This window comes from Paraglaciecola sp. 25GB23A (genome assembly GCF_040012495.1).
In the GTDB taxonomy this organism is placed as follows: domain Bacteria; phylum Pseudomonadota; class Gammaproteobacteria; order Enterobacterales; family Alteromonadaceae; genus Paraglaciecola.
The window spans coordinates 12,345-27,573 of sequence record NZ_JBDYKM010000001.1 but is presented as its reverse complement, the minus strand read 5'-3'; the positions used below and the strand labels follow the sequence as shown (position 1 = coordinate 27,573).

Here is a 15,229-nt window from a genome sequence, read left to right as displayed (position 1 = left end):
TTAATTTCCTGGTTTATTGGCTGGATTTACCCATGCCTTACTGATGGCATCGAGCTCTTGTTGTTTATTTAATGGCTCACCTTCGATTATTTGATCGATCAGCGTATCGAGCATTGCATTGGGTTTAGTCGCGCTGCGATATACATTTTGATCTTGCTCTAGCTGACTAAAACTAGTTGCCTGAATGCGCCAGATAGCACCCTCACGACAAGCAATACTGTTACTGAGTACACTGCTATCACTGAGGCTATATTGACGACAGTATTGCCCTTGCTGATTCCTAAAACTTAAGCTCGCTTGCATAGTTTGTTGATTGGTAAGTTCACCTTGTTCGCCGCTGCTTAAATTATCTAAAGCCCTAGCTTGTGGGGCTGTCAGTTGGGCACTCAAAGTCGCACTTTCTTGTTGGCCAAATTGGCCTAAACCGATACCAAAAAACAGGGCAATGCCTGCAGCTAATGCGGCATGTTTACTCAGGCCATTGTGTAATTTTCTCCACCCCCTAAGCTCAACCACATTGTCACGATTTGCGCTTTCTTGCAGTAAAACACTGATACTGGCAGGTACAGGATGACGGTCAATTTCACTGGCATGCGCGGCAACCCACTCATCAACTTGGGCTAAATCCGCCAAGCGCATAGCTAAGTCATCGTCACTTAAAAGTAGCTGGCGTATCGCCTGCATTTCATCTTCAGGTAATTCTGCATCTAAAAAAGCACAGAGTTGTTGGTCGCTAATATTCATGCAAAAATGCCTCCTTGTTGACTTTTTACTATTTTCAAAAGTGCTGTGCGCGCCCTTGATAAACGACTCATTACCGTTCCTAATGGTAATTCTAAGGTCTCAGCCACTTCTTTATAAGACAAACCTTGAACCGCCACTAGGGACAAAATAGAACGTTGGTCATTGGGTAAGGTTTGCATCGCAGTATTCACCTGATTCAATGTTTCTTGCCTAGCTAGATTTTCATCGTTGTCGCTGGTCTGCTCTTGGTGTAATTCAGGATTTTGCGCGGCCACTGAACGAACTTTACGCGCTCGATATTCATCAATCCAAATATTACGACAGACTCTAAATGCCCATTTATTTAACTCAGCATCATCGGGCATGCCCCGCGACAATATTTTCTCTATGGTGGTTTGTACTAAGTCGTCCGCATCGGCAATACTGCCAGTTAATGAATAGGCAAAGCGCCGCAACATGGGTAGTAAAGTAGTGAGTTGGTTTTTCATTATTATCTCCTCTTTATAGTGAAGACGAGCGAGCTATTTTTTTATTCCCACAAAATTGGAATTATTTTCTATGTTCAAACGTTTTCATGTTAAAGATATAAACTGAGCACCTTATGAGGCTAACATGAAATATAAATACACCACTGCTCTTTTATGCAGTGTGACATTGACGCAAGTCGGCGCACAAACCTTGCCAACCCGACCGCTATTAGCGCCCATGGTGGAGGTTACACGGCCACTAGATCGTATAAGCCAGCCGCTGATAAAAAAACCGCTACTAGGCCCTTTTGCACTAAGTCGTTTGCCCACACTTGAAGAAACTTTGACCGAGCCTTTAACTGTCTTGCCTGACAAATTGACCTTGCCGGGCATCGGCGGTGTTGAAGTAGTCGAGGTAAAACTAGCTGATGGTTGGCGGGCTATTGAGCGCGAATGGGTTATGCTCAGTGATGCAGATGGCATCAAGATTCTTAAACAACATGCTATCAGCATGACACAACAAAAATCTTACCCTGCCTTGGATCTTTATTTGGTGAAATTTGTCGTGCCTGAGAGCTTAGATTCTCGCGCAGCCTTAACCGCCTTATTGCCTGCCGAGGTTGCCATTAGTTTAGATCGCAATCATGTCTTTCAGAATCAAAGCGAACCAAATAATAAGTTACTCTCACAAACCGATACTCAAACACTGAGCTCGCCTATGTGCAGCCAAGACTTATCAATTGGTATGGTCGACACCGGTATTCAGTTCCAGCATCCCGCCTTTGCACAAAGCAAGATCATCAGCAAAAACTTGGTGGATATTGCCAGTATTGCCCCCTTAAACCATGGCACCGCGGTAGCCAGTGTGCTGGTTGGCAGTGGTCAACACTTTTCAGCGTTAGTGCCAAACGCCACTTTATATGCCGCAGCCGTTTTTTATAAGCAGTCTGAGTTTGCCCAAGGCGCAACGATGTTAAACGTGGTAGATGGCCTTAATTGGTTAGCAGAAGAACGCGTTCAGGTTATTAATATGAGTTTGGCGGGGCCTGATAATCGCATTTTAGCCTTGGTTATTGAGAGACTTATCGCTAAGGGCACTATTATTGTAGCGGCAGCAGGTAACGAAGGACCTGCAGCGCCGCCTATGTATCCGTCTGCTTATGCTAGTGTCATTTCAGTCAGCGCTACTGATGATGAAAATCAGATATATCGCTGGGCTAATCAAGGGGATGAGATTGATTTTGTCGCTCTGGGTGTAAACGTTTATACAGCCCATTCAAAAGGCAAAGAAGCTCGTGAAACGGGTACATCAATCGCATCCCCGCTAGTGGCTGCCTTAGCCGCATGTTTATCACTTCAACATGAGCCGCAAACTATACAACACGAGTTAATAAAGAGGAGTATTGATTTAGGCGCAACAGGCAAAGATCCGGTATTTGGTTATGGCCTGTTGCACAGACCTAATAATTAGAACGTCATTTGTAGTTCGATTAAACTGATGGTTTGTGCATAGTTTAGTTGGGGCAGTGAGCTTTGGTTATCACTGTATTCAACTTTTGCAACGACACTCATTTTGCGCCAAATAGCTTGCTGCCACTGTAACTCAATACTTTGTTGAATATCCTTACGTTGGGTAGCGGTATTCGAAGCCGAATCTGTATAAGTACTATGGCGATAGCGCCAGTCTAGCTGCACCTGACTTGCTTGACCAAATAACTCAAATTTGTGTAACACACTGCTATTGAGACTATTACTACTATAATTAAATTGCTGATCTAGCGCTTCTTCTTGCTCACCCGACAATCCAAAGGCCAGCATCGTATTGCCACCAGCAAAAAATTGAAATAGATTCAAATCAACTCCTCGGTTAGTCGCATCACGACTCGCCATTGAGTCAATTTTTTTGTCTTTGTAAATTAAAGCCGAACGTAAATAGGTGGTCGTGGTTAAATATTTAGCGGTATAGATACTGGTTTGATTTAAACTTAAAAACGCCTCATCTTGCAAAATAGCCTTAGCGAGGTCATGGCGAACACCAACACTCAACCAAGCAAAATCGTATTGTGCATCAACGTATAGCTGGTGTAAGTCCAAATCATAGCGATCAAAGGCTTGAAAGTCTTTACGCGCAAAACTATACCCGCCCTGCAAAGTTAAAGCAGATGTCGCTCGCCATTGCCCCGCTAACTTTGCATTCATGGTCAGAGCAACATCTTGTTGATTAGAAACTTGATCAAGCTCAGCCACAACTAGGGTTGAATTGTTTAATACACCAAGCTTGGCTTGGGCTTCATAAGTAAAAGCTGACTCTTGTGCTACACAATAAAAAGCGGCACTTAGACTGAATAAAATGGGCACATAACAGGTGGCTTTCATGATCATCGTCCTATGAAAAGCAGATCGTCAGTGTTATGGCACTGACGCTTAAGTATTACTGGGGGAATTACAGGCCTAAATTCATGCTGTTGGCCACGCTATTACTGACTTGATTAGTCGTTTGTAATGCAAGGGTACTGGCGATTTGTTCAGTAACGACAGAACTCACCTGTCCAGCGACTTGCTGTTGCAGCGCTTGTTCAGATACCGCACTCACACCATTGCCAATTGCCCCTGAAATGTTGTGACTGATAGATTGACTCGTATTGGTCACAACACTGTTACTGGGGTCAAATAGTGCAGCGCTTTGCCCGAGGTTCTGGCTCAGGTCGGCCGACTGAGCAACATTACTCACGATGGCACTCGAATTCGCCAATTGCACATCGTCAGACGCAGAACCATTTTTTTGTGGGCTAGCAGTATCGCTTGGTGATAATGATACTGGTGATAGTAAAGACCCTGCATCAGCATTTAAGTCACTACTTGTTAGCTGAGTCAGCACAGTCGAGGTGTTTGCATTTCCATCACCGACACTCCCTGTAGTTTTTTGCGATAAATCACTACTGGATGTCATCAGTCCTTTAACTGCTCCTGCAGTTTGTGCAGACTCATCTGATGTCATTACCCTTGCTTCTTCCTGCTCAGGCCTTACTTCAGTCTCACTACTCAGTTGCGGGTTAGCTCCAGTTTCACTGGAAGACTGAGTGTCGTTTTGTGCGGTATCCAATGCGCTAGCAGTATTGCTAACTATCTTGGTGTCAGTGGTAGTTTGCATCTCCTTAGTATTTGCCGCAGAAACCTGTGCTTGATTGTTCGCACTTAATGAAGTATTTAAAGCGATGTTTTGCTGAGTGGTTGCAGCGACTGCACCTAAGCTTGATACCATTGACACTAGTCCAAGCATCATTGATATTTTATTGATCGAAGTCATTTTAATTTCCTCTAGGTTTATGTGAATGACACCTAGATAACGCTTGGACAATCCTTTTTATTCCCATTCTTTTAGTGAAATTGCAAAACGCTTCAAAATAAGTTGCTTGTTATTCTTTCACTTGCCAACAATTCAAAAAATTAATACACAATGTTCTTATTTGTTTTAACACCGTTTTCCAAACAAACATTGAATGCAGTCTTGGGATATTTTTAGTTTAGAGAGATTTTGTAAGCACTAAGTGAGTTTTTAAATATAACTTTTTATTCATCGCTAAAGTTTTGGTGATATAGCTTTGAACTTTACTGTTAGTGGAATTTAGTGGTGTATATAAAAAGCTTTATTTTTCAATGGCATGCATTAAAAAACATTGAGTTAGTCTTAGAAGAAAGCGTCCGAGTCTTTGTTTCTGAGTTTCTGCATAGAGAGTTCAGACGATACTTTTGCTTTAACAGCTCTACTGAAAGCACATTGTCGCAGACCACACATTCAATTATAAAGTTGCCACATTTACAGTCAGTCAATTAATTGCAGTTGGTGTAGCTTGGCGAATATTTGTCGCTAAACTACTGTCATTTTTATAGCCTTTGCTCACATCAGATATGCCTTTTTTATATTTGTCGCGAAATCAGCCAGTCTAAGCTGACAGATTGCCAATTATCTACGTTTTTTGAGTGGGGGATTCTATTCATCTCATGCAAATAAACGCTATTTTGCTTTTGTTAACTTATCTGTCTATATATTGGGTGTAAATTATTAATATTGTTTCTATCACATTAAGCATTTCACACAAAATGGACGGCGATTCAGCCCAGTTAGACATCGTTAAATTTCATTGATGATGGGTTCATTTGTCTATAAAAATCTCATAAAAACATTACGAGGATAAGTATGACAAATTTACATATTTACTGTCGAGTCAGTTATTTGCTGTGGCTACTAGTTACTGCTGGGTGCGCTTCACAAAGTGAATGGCAAACTCAGTCAGCACCGCCTGAATTTGTCAATGGAACACGAATTCTTGCTGAGGTCGTTATGATTACAACTCGCGATGAAAGCCTATCCAACAAAGGTTTGTTATTGGGTTGGAGGAATAAATTAATCTCAGCTGGATATACTGACAATGACATCGTTGATGGCAGTGAAATAACAATTTTCACCTATTGCTATGGCTGGAATAGTGGTGTTTCTATATGTGCTCATCACGGTCACTACGTTGCTCATGTGCCTGTTGAACTGCAGGGAAAACTCAAGGGCGACTTAGATGCCACTTGGGATACATCAGGTGATCTAGTTGAAGTTGAGCTGAATAAAACACCTCAAGGTTACATAGTGGGTAAAGTTGTAAGAGTATTCCGAAAATCAGATGACTGGAGTCCGTGCCGCAAAGCTAGCCTGGAACAAATTTCAGAAGCCTCTGCTGTATTGTCTACTCTCGCTGGCGTTGGCCCGGCGAGAGCTATGTGGATTGAGTGTGATGAGTCGAATGCCGAAGGGTGGACTAGACGTCCCATTCTCCACGGACCCCAATCTGCTGGACCGCCAATTTCTGAATGGATTAAATTATAGTGATGACTTTACTGCCCGAATTATACTTAAATTCGAGGCTGAAGTGGTAATAGACTATCTCTTACTTAGGTAATACTCACGTCAAGATCCCGAACAAAACCTGACAGTTTGCAATCTGCCGCACTACGCACTTGTCGTTAGGTAGCTATTCGGACGGACGGGAACACTCAGTTTACAGCCGTTCGAGCTTTTGAGAATGAACAATATGATTATATCAATTTAACTCATGAGCAGGAGTATTGTTCTTCAATACTTCGCATACAAATATGAAACTAAACTTTAAATTCTTTTTCATCTTTTAATCAAGATCTTTACGTGGTTTCGAACCATGAAATCTATCGAGTGCGTTGTAGCGAAGTATCACTAATATCCCAAATAGAAATTGCTTAGTTGAATTAGCTAAAAGATTGAAGGTTATTTTTATAAAAATGAATGGTAGATTATTCTGCTTTCTGTGTAAGATCCTAAAAGAATAATAAGTCTAGTGCTCGAAAAGCTTTCTGATTTCTCTGACAAATGAGTGAAAATTACAAAATGTGGACCCACATATAATACAAAGACGTCTAAATAATATGCGGCAGTTTCGCGCCCAAGACACTACCGATATTCTTAACTGGGTATGGAATTTAAAATGAAAAAATTAGTCTTAGTGTCAGCCTTATTGTTAGCCTTTGGCCCAGTTCAAGCCTCAGAATCACCTCGTTGGGATAGCGTATCTATTTCTTATCAATCAGTTGATGTCGATGGCGATAAATTAACAGGTTTTGGTCTTTCTGGTAGTAAATTACTCGCAGAAAATTTCTTTGTGGTAGGCAGTTATGGAAGCGCTTCAGATGATATTGATGTGTTTGGTGCAAATGTTGAACTAGACTTCAATACACTATCTTTAGGTCTAGGTTATCGCTATGCTTTTTCGAAAAGCTCTGACTTTTTCGGTGTGATTTCATACGAAGATGTCGAAGTTGAAGCAACATATGAAGGTAATTCAGAAAGCAACGGCGATAACGGCTATGGATTAACAGTGGGTGTCCGTTCAATGCTTTCTGAAAAAATTGAGCTGAGCGGCTCTATTCAATATGTGGATATTGCTGATGAAACGGAAACCGCTTTCGGTGTCGCTGCGTTATATAACTTTACCGAACAATTCTCAGCTGGTGTTGGTTACAGCAAAGCAGACGATCTAGATACACTTTCTGTATCAGCAGTTTATTTCTTCTAAGTAAAAACGATACTAACAAACTGTTCAAACGGAAATTTACTGTTAGCTTGCGCTCAGCGCATTATAGCCAAACTGTAAATTTCCGCTTATGGCGATGTTGAGACTTTAGAAAGCCCTTAAATTGTGCATAAATTCGGCATCATTTACTTCTCACAGACCGTCGTTTGTCATCCAATAGTTATTATCAATTAGGCACAGGAGTCTAGATAAGTCCGTGTTTTATCCGAAGTACCCAAATGATGCCACTGTCCGTCCAGCATATGCTCCCTCTGCCCTGTTAAAAATTATCCTTTTTGCCTATTTGAAAGGCACTGCCTCAATTCGCGAAATTGAGTGGTGCTGCATTTTACGGTAATCCTCCATTTATAAACGTACCACTTTAGGATGAAACTGCCCTAGTTATTCTTTCTAACACAGGGGTAAATTCCGAATCATACAAATCTGACCGCATTCCATGCACTCAACAGAGAAGCTGCCAGCAGCTCAATGTCACTTTTGTCGGTAAGCTGGGAAATGATGGAAATCCGCAGGATAGTTTGATTTTTCCATTTAGCCCCCAGCACAAAATTCGTATTTTCTTGGCGCATTTTGCGGATAACTGCGGCAGTCATCTGATTACGTTTTTCCAGTTCTTCGTTTTCATCGCCAAACGCGATAGCCAGTTGATTCAATACTACCTGGTTTAGAATTCTTATCCCGGGTGTTCCTGTCAAGCGTTGTTGCAATAGCTTGGCACAATCATGATGGCGGCTGAGCATTTCCACCACACCTTCACGACCAAAAGCTTGCAATACCGCCCACAGAGTAAATCCGCGCGCGCGCCGTGAAAGCTCCATACCGAATTGGGTAGGGTTGCGGCCATCATCAGGATCACTGACCAGATAGCTGGCAGAAATATCCATAGCGCGGCGATGGGCCTTGGGGTGTTTAACAATGGCATAGCCGGAATCATAGGGCACCTGAAGCCACTTGTGCCCGTCAACAGTCCAGGAGTCTGCATTCTCCACCCCCTCACAAAGGTGTGTAAGCGACGGTGCGGTTCGCGCCCAAAGACCAAAAGCACCGTCAACATGAACCCAGGCATTATGCGTTTGACAAAGGGGTATGATGTCCCCGAAGGGATCGAAGGCGCCGGAATTGATGTGGCCGGCCTGCAGGATCACAATTTTCGGTCCATCGGCCCGACCCAGTTTGTCTGCCAGATCTTCGGGCAGCATACGGCCTTGCTTATCAACAGCAATATAAACAAGGTTTTTGCGCCCAAACCCCAGATACCTGAGGTTTGAAATAATCGTAGCATGGGCCTCTTCACCTAAAAACACTTGGATGTTAGGTGCCCCAGTTAGACCTTCAAGTTCGAGATCGTAACCTTGGCGATGCAACACTTCACTGCGAGCAACACTGAGGCAAATAAAGCTTGCAGTAGTGGCTCCCGTGGCGAAGGCAAATGAGCACTCTGCTGGTAAATCAAGTAGCTCGAGTATCCATTTTGCACAGACTTCTTCAGCAATAGCTGCGGCCGGAGCAGTTTGATAGATTGCTGCATTCTGCCCCCAAGCAGAGGTAAGGATGTCGGCGGCTACGCCAATGGGATGAGATGCTCCCTGCACCCAAGCGTAAAAATTTGGATGTGTGTTATTGACCAGACCGTGCTCAGCGGCTCTAACTAAATTCTCGATAACCACCTCGCCGTTCAAACCCTGAGCCGGTAAATCGCGGTCAAACCGTGCTCTGAGTTCCGCCGTTGTTGCTGATGGAAAGGCTGGTAATTTTGCTCTATCCTCACGCCATGCTAGTGCATGTTCAAGCGCCTTCTCGGCGGCTGCTTTAAATTCTTTGTGACTGGTCATGGATTGTCTCTATCAATTGCTGACCTATTACGTGGAACCCGCAATAGTAACTGGGCCCGAATAGTAACTGGGCTCGCAGTAAAGTTAAACCGTTGCCGCAAGAATGCCTATCAGCCAAGTTACTTTGGACAATACGATGGTCTGCTTTAGTCCTTCTTTGCATTTGACGATAGTAGCTATCAATGCCCCTTTTTCATCAAAGATTTTAGCAGCACGGGACTGAGCGACTACACGGAGTCAATGTCTAATAGCGATTTCCCTATGCTTCTTCTCAGTTGGAAAATTTGAAATACACCTTGCTGAGACTCAATGTTAAAAGTAAGCAGCGGCGTGAATATATGTGAATGTCTTCAGATTTATGTGGCCAAAATTTAAAAGCTCAACGGATTTAGTAATCTAAAGTGGCGGAGTAAAAATAGTCCATCCATGGAGCTTGATGCCAGCACAGCCATCCATTATCGCTACCCGAGCTATCCATGCCCTCTGCCTGAGGGCCATCATGGTTGTTCCGATGTTCACAACATTGTAAGAACAATGCACAACAGCATTAGCTGGAATGCGAAGAGATGGGCTACAAGGACGCAACGAATAATACCTTTCAGGAAAAATCGGCCGCTTCTGCAAATACTGCTAGACTGATAAATAATATATCTATCATGAAATGTGCAAATCACATTTCAACTAAAAAACACCTTGACCCATTGATATATTAATTTATATAAAATAAAAAAGGGACCATATAGATCCCTAATTAACTGTCAGTCCACATAAAGTGGCCTGTTTGATAAAATCCAAAGACTAAAACTATTTTTGCGGAGTACGTAGTACCATCAAACGTAATTCTGTCATGTCTTCCATGGCAAATTTAACGCCTTCGCGGCCAAGACCCGATTCTTTTACGCCGCCATAAGGCATGTTATCAACTCGCCAACTGGGCACATCGCCAATGACAACGCCACCTACATCCAGTTCATCCCAAGCTTGATGGGCTTTATAGATATCGCGAGTAAAGATACCGGCTTGTAAACCAAACTGGCTGTTATTCACTTCTTTTAAAGCCGCATCAAAATCATTAAAAGAAGCAATAATTGACACTGGCCCAAAGGCTTCGTCAGCCTTTATTTTGGCATCATTGGGCACGTTTTCTAATACACAGGCTTGTAACATAGCGCCTTTACGCTCACCACCACACAGCACATCAGCACCGGCTTCTTTGGCTTGTTTAATCCAAAGTTCTAGGCGTTGAGCTTCTGATTCTGAAATCATCGGCCCGATAAAAGTTGTTTCTTTTTTCGGATCGCCGTGCACCAGTTTCGCGACTTTTTCGACATACCGTTGTTTGAACTCTGCATACAGTTTTTCATGCACGAGTATACGTTGCACGCTAATACAACTTTGGCCTGACTGATAATAAGCACCAAAAATAATCCGCTCAATGGCATCATCTAAATCTGCGTCTTCGTCAACCACGCAGGCGGCGTTGCCACCAAGTTCTAAGATTACTGGCTTTTTACCCGCTTTGGCTTTAAGCGCCCACCCGACGTCCGGTGAACCGGTAAAACTTAATAATTTAAAACGTTCATCGGTGGTAAATAAATCCGCCCCATCACGGCTGCAGGGTAAGATGGAGAATGCGCCTTCAGGTAAATCAGTTTCAGCTAAGACTTCACCGATAATAATGGCACCTAAGGGGGTACGACTGGCTGGTTTGAGTACAAAAGCGCAGCCAGTGGCAATTGCCGGAGCCACCTTATGCGCAGCCAAATTCAGCGGAAAGTTAAAGGGTGAAATAAATGAACATGGCCCTATGGGTACACGTTTATACATACCTTGATAGCCTTTTGCCCGTGGGGTGATCTCCAAATTCATCACCTCACCGTGCATACGCACTGACTCTTCAGCGGCAATGCGAAAGGTATCAATTAAGCGAGTCACTTCGCCCCTTGCGTCTTTAATCGGTTTACCCGCTTCAATACATAAGGCATCGGCTAACTCGTCAAAACGTTCCTCAAAGCGTTTAACACAGTGATTTAGAATGGCTTGGCGCTCATAAGGACGCATTTTGTTTAATAATGGCTGGGCCTTTTGAGCGGCAGCAATGGCTGCATCAATAACTGAGGCGTCAGCCATTGCCACGCGAGTGGCCACTTCACCGGTGTATTTATCCGTCACTGCCAAATTTTCATTGGCATAAACGGCTTTATTGGCTAAATAATAGGGATAAGATTTTGCTAACATATTAACTCCTTATAATGCTTTGCTACGTTCACGAATGGTGCGGTTTAGGGTTTCGTCATTCAGGCTATAATCAACAGGTACATCAATTACATGCACGCCAGGTGAGGCTAAACAAGAACTGACTAAACCTTCCAGTTCTTCTGTTGCATTGACCCGCCACCCCTTTGCTCCATAACTCTCGGCATATTTAACAAAATCCGGGTTGCCATAATCCAAGCCATAGTTTTCGAATTCCATATGGGCTTGTTTCCACTTGATCATGCCATAGGCATCATCGCGCAATATAATCACCACAATGTGAAGATTTAATCTAACGGCCGTTTCTAGCTCTTGGCTATTCATCATAAATCCGCCATCACCACAGATACTGATAACAGACTTTTCGGGATGGACTATTTTTGCGGCAATGGCTGAGGGTAAACCTGCACCCATGGTCGCCAAGGCATTATCAAGTAACAATGTATTAGGAAAGGCAGCAGGATAGTTTCTGGCAAACCAAATTTTATACACACCGTTATCTAAAGTAACAATGCCATCTTTGGGCATAACTTTACGTATGCCTTTAACAAAGCGTTCGGGCAAAATAGGAAAGCGTTTGTCGTCTTCTAACTCTGCTCGATGAACAATGTAAGCCTCATGAACCTTTTTAAAGAAAGAGAATTCCCAACTGCTTTGTACGTTAATGGCTTCTTTAATTTGCCAAATGCTGTTGGCAATATCCCCGATAACCTCGACTTGCGGAAAGTAAACTGGGTCAACAGCTGCGCCATCAAAGTTAATATGAATGACTTTTTTACCGTCGTGATGCATAAAAAATGGCGGTTTTTCAACCACATCATGACCCACATTAATGATCAAATCGGCTTTGTTGATGGCCCTATGCACAAAGTCTCCATCCGACAAAGAGGTATTACCCATAAAGCGTTCGTCGGCTTCATCTAATACTCCCTTACCCATTTGGGTGGTAACAAAAGGGATGCCGGTTTTAGTCACAAATTCGCGTAACATTTTACTGGTAAGCTTGCGATTGGCGGCTGCACCAATGAGCAATAAGGGCGACTGAGACTCCTCAATAAGCCTGACGGCGCGATCTATCGATTTGTACTCAGCAATAGGTCGACGATAGAGACTAGCAGGAATAAGCTGTGCCGTGGTAGTTTCAGCAGCGATGTCTTCGGGTAACTCGATGTGTACCGCGCCGGGACGTTCATTGTGAGCAATGCGAAACGCTTCACGTACGATAGAGGGAATGCGATCACCACTGACTACTTGAGTAGTGTATTTAGTAATAGGCCGCATCATATCTACCACATCAATCACCTGAAAACGGCCTTGTTTACTGGTTTTAATTGGTTTTTGCCCCGTGATCATCAACATCGGCATAGCGCCTAGCTGGGCATAAGCGGCAGGCGTCACTAAATTAGTTGCACCGGGCCCTAAGGTTGATAAACAAACACCTACCTTACCGGTTAAACGCCCATAAGTGGCCGCCATAAAACCTGCGCCTTGCTCATGACGAGTGAGAATGAGTTTTATATCTGATTTGCGTAACGATTCAAGTAAATCGAGGTTTTCTTCACCGGGGATACCAAAGATGTATTCCACACCCTCAGCTTCTAAGGCTTTTACAAATAAATCTGATGCTTTCATTTTATCTCCGTTATGTAAGGTATGTGACCTAGCGTCACCAACCGCTCATGACCGTCTGTAAACAAGTCATCAAACTGTAGACGAAATAACTATGAAAAACAGTAGCATATCGTTTTTCACTTAGCCTTAATAAGACCATTGCAAAGATTGTTCGTCCACCTAACCTCGTGCACTCCGATTCAAGGTGCTTGAGTAATTAGTGCTTATCCTAGGGTATAGACTGAGGCTGAATACTACAAACTCAAGTTTTTATTTACCAAACAGCCAACTTGCGCTTAGTTGCACTAGCTTTGGCATTATCAGATAAACCACTAAACCCACAACGATTGCCACTGTCAGTCCTTGACGTAAAATAGGGTGAAAAGAAAATGCCAAGACCTCATAAAAAGGCTGGAGCAAGAGGGGAATTAGCATGGTAAGAGGCCAAATAACAGCGGTCGTTAGTAACCACTGTTTCCAGCGGGTGGCAACTTTGTTGGGTGCAGGTGACTCGGTAAACCAAAAATCAATGCCATCGTATAATTCCAACATTTCTTGCTCGTGAAACAAACTTTCACTTTGCGCTAACAGGCTTTTTCGCTCATCTGAATTCAACCAATTGTGAGCCAGTTTTTCACTGGAAAATCGCACGGCTATTTCGAATTTATTATTACCACGGGCTGGACGCAAGACATGCACCCCTTGGTGACCGGCAAATTTCGCTGCTGCAGGAATGATTTTTTTGAGCCACAGCTCATAAGAAGCTTGATTAGAAGGCTCGACTTTATGCCGGATAATCAGCGAAACGCCATTGTTGATTGGCACTGACTCATCCTCTTTAACACTTTCTATCGTGCTCATTACTTCCCTAACTTGTGCTTGAATTAACTTCGGTGGTGGCCGCTGTCATTAGCTTATGAATGGGGCATTTATCACCAATTAAAGCCAAACGCTGGCGTTGTTCGTCGCTTAAGTCGCCTACTAGTATCATGTTCACATTCAGTACGTAAACACCGGCTGATTCTCGGCTATTATCACGTTCAATTTCAATATCGACACTGTCTAATGGTATCCCCTTGCGCTTGGCGTACATCAATAAAGTAATCGCTTTACACGCCGCCAAAGACGCATCATATAGGTCATGGGGATCGGGCGCTGAATCTTCACCACCGAGCGCAATCGCAACATCAGCAAACAAGGTATGCTGGTGAATGCGCATCGTTTGCCGGTAGGTACCGCTGTCACTTTTTTGCAGACTTAGGGTCATCATGCTGCCTATTTTGATTAATAAGGAATAAACTCTTGTTCATCGCCCTTCACCTTAGCAAATTTACCCTCTCGCCAGTCTTGTTTTGCCTGTTCAATTCGTGCTTTTCTGCTTGAGATAAAATTCCATTCTACAAAACGTTTACCCACATTTTCACCGCCAATGATAGCGATTCTAGATTCAGCAGAGGCTTCAATGCTCACCTGCTCACCGGGTGTTACTATCACCATAGCGAACTCTGGAATGGCAGTTCCATTAATTTTTAAGCCCCCCTTGGCAACATAAATGGCGCGCTCTGGCGCTTCAGGCACCTCAAGGGTTTGTCCTTCACTCATAAAACCTTCAACATACAAAGTAGAGGCATAAGTCAACACCGGCGATGTCAGGCCAAAAGCGGTTCCTATTAATACACGAAGGGCAACACCATCAACCGAGGTGGCCGGAATACTGGACGCAGGGTAGTGATAAAAGGCTGGATCTATTTCTTCGTCTTTTTCAGGCAGGGCTAGCCACAGTTGTAAACCATGCAAACGATGTTCAATACTATTGATTTCGGGCCGCTCGCGTTCAGAGTGCACGATGCCCTTACCAGCCACCATTAAATTCAAATCACCCGGGCTGATAGTGGCATAATTGCCTAATGAATCACGATGTAATATTTCACCCTCGAATAGGTAGGTAACAGTAGCTAAGTTAATATGCGGGTGGGGACGAACATTAACACCAGACCCAGCGGCAAAGGTTGCTGGCCCCATGTGATCAAAAAAAATCCAAGGGCCAACCATTTTTCTTTGCACAGAGGGCAAACTGCGCCTAACAGTAAACTCCCCAAGATCTTTTTCATGTGGCAAGATCATAAGTTCAATAGCGCTAGTAGCGTTATCCTGTGTATTACTTTTAACTGCCGCTTTGCTTTGATTAATCATCTTTAGCACCCAC

General features: G+C 43.4%; 14 protein-coding genes. 4 read left to right on the top strand and 10 right to left on the bottom strand.

What is annotated here, in order from left to right:
- Both ABKW31_RS00130 and ABKW31_RS00125 read right to left on the bottom strand, forming a co-directional pair.
- Complete coding sequence (locus tag ABKW31_RS00130) at nt 1-744, bottom strand: hypothetical protein (RefSeq protein WP_348614078.1); 744 nt, start codon at nt 742-744, stop codon at nt 1-3.
- The gene (locus tag ABKW31_RS00125) at nt 741-1,232 is read right to left on the bottom strand and encodes an RNA polymerase sigma factor (protein WP_348614077.1); all 492 of its coding nucleotides are present in this window, start codon (nt 1,230-1,232) and stop codon (nt 741-743) included. The genes ABKW31_RS00130 and ABKW31_RS00125 overlap by 4 nt, the downstream gene beginning before the upstream one ends.
- A 124-nt stretch (nt 1,233-1,356) precedes the next feature.
- Between ABKW31_RS00125 and ABKW31_RS00120 the strand changes: the two genes are divergently transcribed.
- Nucleotides 1,357-2,682, top strand: coding sequence for a S8 family serine peptidase (locus tag ABKW31_RS00120; protein ID WP_348614076.1), 1,326 nt, complete (start codon nt 1,357-1,359; stop codon nt 2,680-2,682).
- Here ABKW31_RS00120 and ABKW31_RS00115 read toward each other — a convergent pair.
- Together ABKW31_RS00115 and ABKW31_RS00110 are read right to left on the bottom strand one after the other, a co-directional pair.
- Nucleotides 2,679-3,587, bottom strand: a complete 909-nt coding sequence (locus ABKW31_RS00115; RefSeq protein WP_348614075.1) for a hypothetical protein — start codon at nt 3,585-3,587, stop codon at nt 2,679-2,681. The genes ABKW31_RS00120 and ABKW31_RS00115 overlap by 4 nt on opposite strands.
- 67 nt (nt 3,588-3,654) lie before the next feature.
- Nucleotides 3,655-4,518: a hypothetical protein gene (locus ABKW31_RS00110; RefSeq protein ID WP_348614074.1), complete on the bottom strand. Its 864-nt coding sequence runs from the start codon at nt 4,516-4,518 to the stop codon at nt 3,655-3,657.
- A gap of 891 nt (nt 4,519-5,409) precedes the next feature.
- Between ABKW31_RS00110 and ABKW31_RS00105 the strand changes: the two genes are divergently transcribed.
- The 3 genes from ABKW31_RS00105 (at nt 5,410) to ABKW31_RS00095 (ending at nt 7,661) form a co-directional block, all read left to right on the top strand.
- On the top strand, nt 5,410-6,087 hold the full coding sequence (locus ABKW31_RS00105) for a hypothetical protein (RefSeq protein WP_348614073.1): 678 nt from the start codon (nt 5,410-5,412) through the stop codon (nt 6,085-6,087).
- Nucleotides 6,088-6,718: 631 nt separating this feature from the next.
- Nucleotides 6,719-7,306: a porin family protein gene (locus ABKW31_RS00100; RefSeq protein ID WP_348614072.1), complete on the top strand. Its 588-nt coding sequence runs from the start codon at nt 6,719-6,721 to the stop codon at nt 7,304-7,306.
- A gap of 214 nt (nt 7,307-7,520) precedes the next feature.
- Nucleotides 7,521-7,661, top strand: coding sequence for a transposase (locus ABKW31_RS00095; protein ID WP_348614070.1), 141 nt, complete (start codon nt 7,521-7,523; stop codon nt 7,659-7,661).
- A 76-nt stretch (nt 7,662-7,737) separates the two neighbouring features.
- On the opposite strand, the gene ABKW31_RS00090 is transcribed toward ABKW31_RS00095, so the two are convergent.
- The 6 genes from ABKW31_RS00090 to ABKW31_RS00065 form a co-directional block, all read right to left on the bottom strand.
- Nucleotides 7,738-9,156, bottom strand: a complete 1,419-nt coding sequence (locus ABKW31_RS00090) for an aminotransferase class V-fold PLP-dependent enzyme (protein ID WP_348614069.1) — start codon at nt 9,154-9,156, stop codon at nt 7,738-7,740.
- A gap of 804 nt (nt 9,157-9,960) precedes the next feature.
- Complete coding sequence (locus ABKW31_RS00085; protein ID WP_348614068.1) at nt 9,961-11,394, bottom strand: aldehyde dehydrogenase family protein; 1,434 nt, start codon at nt 11,392-11,394, stop codon at nt 9,961-9,963.
- A 9-nt stretch (nt 11,395-11,403) separates the two neighbouring features.
- Nucleotides 11,404-13,044: an acetolactate synthase large subunit gene (locus ABKW31_RS00080; RefSeq protein ID WP_348614067.1), complete on the bottom strand. Its 1,641-nt coding sequence runs from the start codon at nt 13,042-13,044 to the stop codon at nt 11,404-11,406.
- 249 nt (nt 13,045-13,293) lie between these two features.
- On the bottom strand, nt 13,294-13,884 hold the full coding sequence (locus ABKW31_RS00075; RefSeq protein WP_348614065.1) for an antibiotic biosynthesis monooxygenase: 591 nt from the start codon (nt 13,882-13,884) through the stop codon (nt 13,294-13,296).
- A gap of 7 nt (nt 13,885-13,891) precedes the next feature.
- The gene (locus ABKW31_RS00070) at nt 13,892-14,293 is read right to left on the bottom strand and encodes an OsmC family protein (RefSeq protein ID WP_348614063.1); all 402 of its coding nucleotides are present in this window, start codon (nt 14,291-14,293) and stop codon (nt 13,892-13,894) included.
- 14 nt (nt 14,294-14,307) lie between these two features.
- On the bottom strand, nt 14,308-15,216 hold the full coding sequence (locus tag ABKW31_RS00065; RefSeq protein ID WP_348614062.1) for a pirin family protein: 909 nt from the start codon (nt 15,214-15,216) through the stop codon (nt 14,308-14,310).
- Nucleotides 15,217-15,229 lie beyond the last annotated feature (13 nt).

What these genes read in the sequence shown, in the direction of transcription:
- ABKW31_RS00085 (WP_348614068.1), bottom strand. Translation starts at nt 11,394, where the DNA reads ATGTTAGCAAAATCTTATCCCTATTATTTAGCCAATAAAGCCGTTTAT.
- ABKW31_RS00090 (WP_348614069.1), bottom strand. Translation starts at nt 9,156, where the DNA reads ATGACCAGTCACAAAGAATTTAAAGCAGCCGCCGAGAAGGCGCTTGAA.
- ABKW31_RS00070 (WP_348614063.1), bottom strand. Translation starts at nt 14,293, where the DNA reads ATGATGACCCTAAGTCTGCAAAAAAGTGACAGCGGTACCTACCGGCAA.
- ABKW31_RS00130 (WP_348614078.1), bottom strand. Translation starts at nt 744, where the DNA reads ATGAATATTAGCGACCAACAACTCTGTGCTTTTTTAGATGCAGAATTA.
- ABKW31_RS00115 (WP_348614075.1), bottom strand. Translation starts at nt 3,587, where the DNA reads ATGAAAGCCACCTGTTATGTGCCCATTTTATTCAGTCTAAGTGCCGCT.
- ABKW31_RS00110 (WP_348614074.1), bottom strand. Translation starts at nt 4,518, where the DNA reads ATGACTTCGATCAATAAAATATCAATGATGCTTGGACTAGTGTCAATG.
- ABKW31_RS00125 (WP_348614077.1), bottom strand. Translation starts at nt 1,232, where the DNA reads ATGAAAAACCAACTCACTACTTTACTACCCATGTTGCGGCGCTTTGCC.
- ABKW31_RS00065 (WP_348614062.1), bottom strand. Translation starts at nt 15,216, where the DNA reads ATGATTAATCAAAGCAAAGCGGCAGTTAAAAGTAATACACAGGATAAC.
- ABKW31_RS00080 (WP_348614067.1), bottom strand. Translation starts at nt 13,044, where the DNA reads ATGAAAGCATCAGATTTATTTGTAAAAGCCTTAGAAGCTGAGGGTGTG.
- ABKW31_RS00100 (WP_348614072.1), top strand. Translation starts at nt 6,719, where the DNA reads ATGAAAAAATTAGTCTTAGTGTCAGCCTTATTGTTAGCCTTTGGCCCA.
- ABKW31_RS00120 (WP_348614076.1), top strand. Translation starts at nt 1,357, where the DNA reads ATGAAATATAAATACACCACTGCTCTTTTATGCAGTGTGACATTGACG.
- ABKW31_RS00105 (WP_348614073.1), top strand. Translation starts at nt 5,410, where the DNA reads ATGACAAATTTACATATTTACTGTCGAGTCAGTTATTTGCTGTGGCTA.
- ABKW31_RS00075 (WP_348614065.1), bottom strand. Translation starts at nt 13,884, where the DNA reads ATGAGCACGATAGAAAGTGTTAAAGAGGATGAGTCAGTGCCAATCAAC.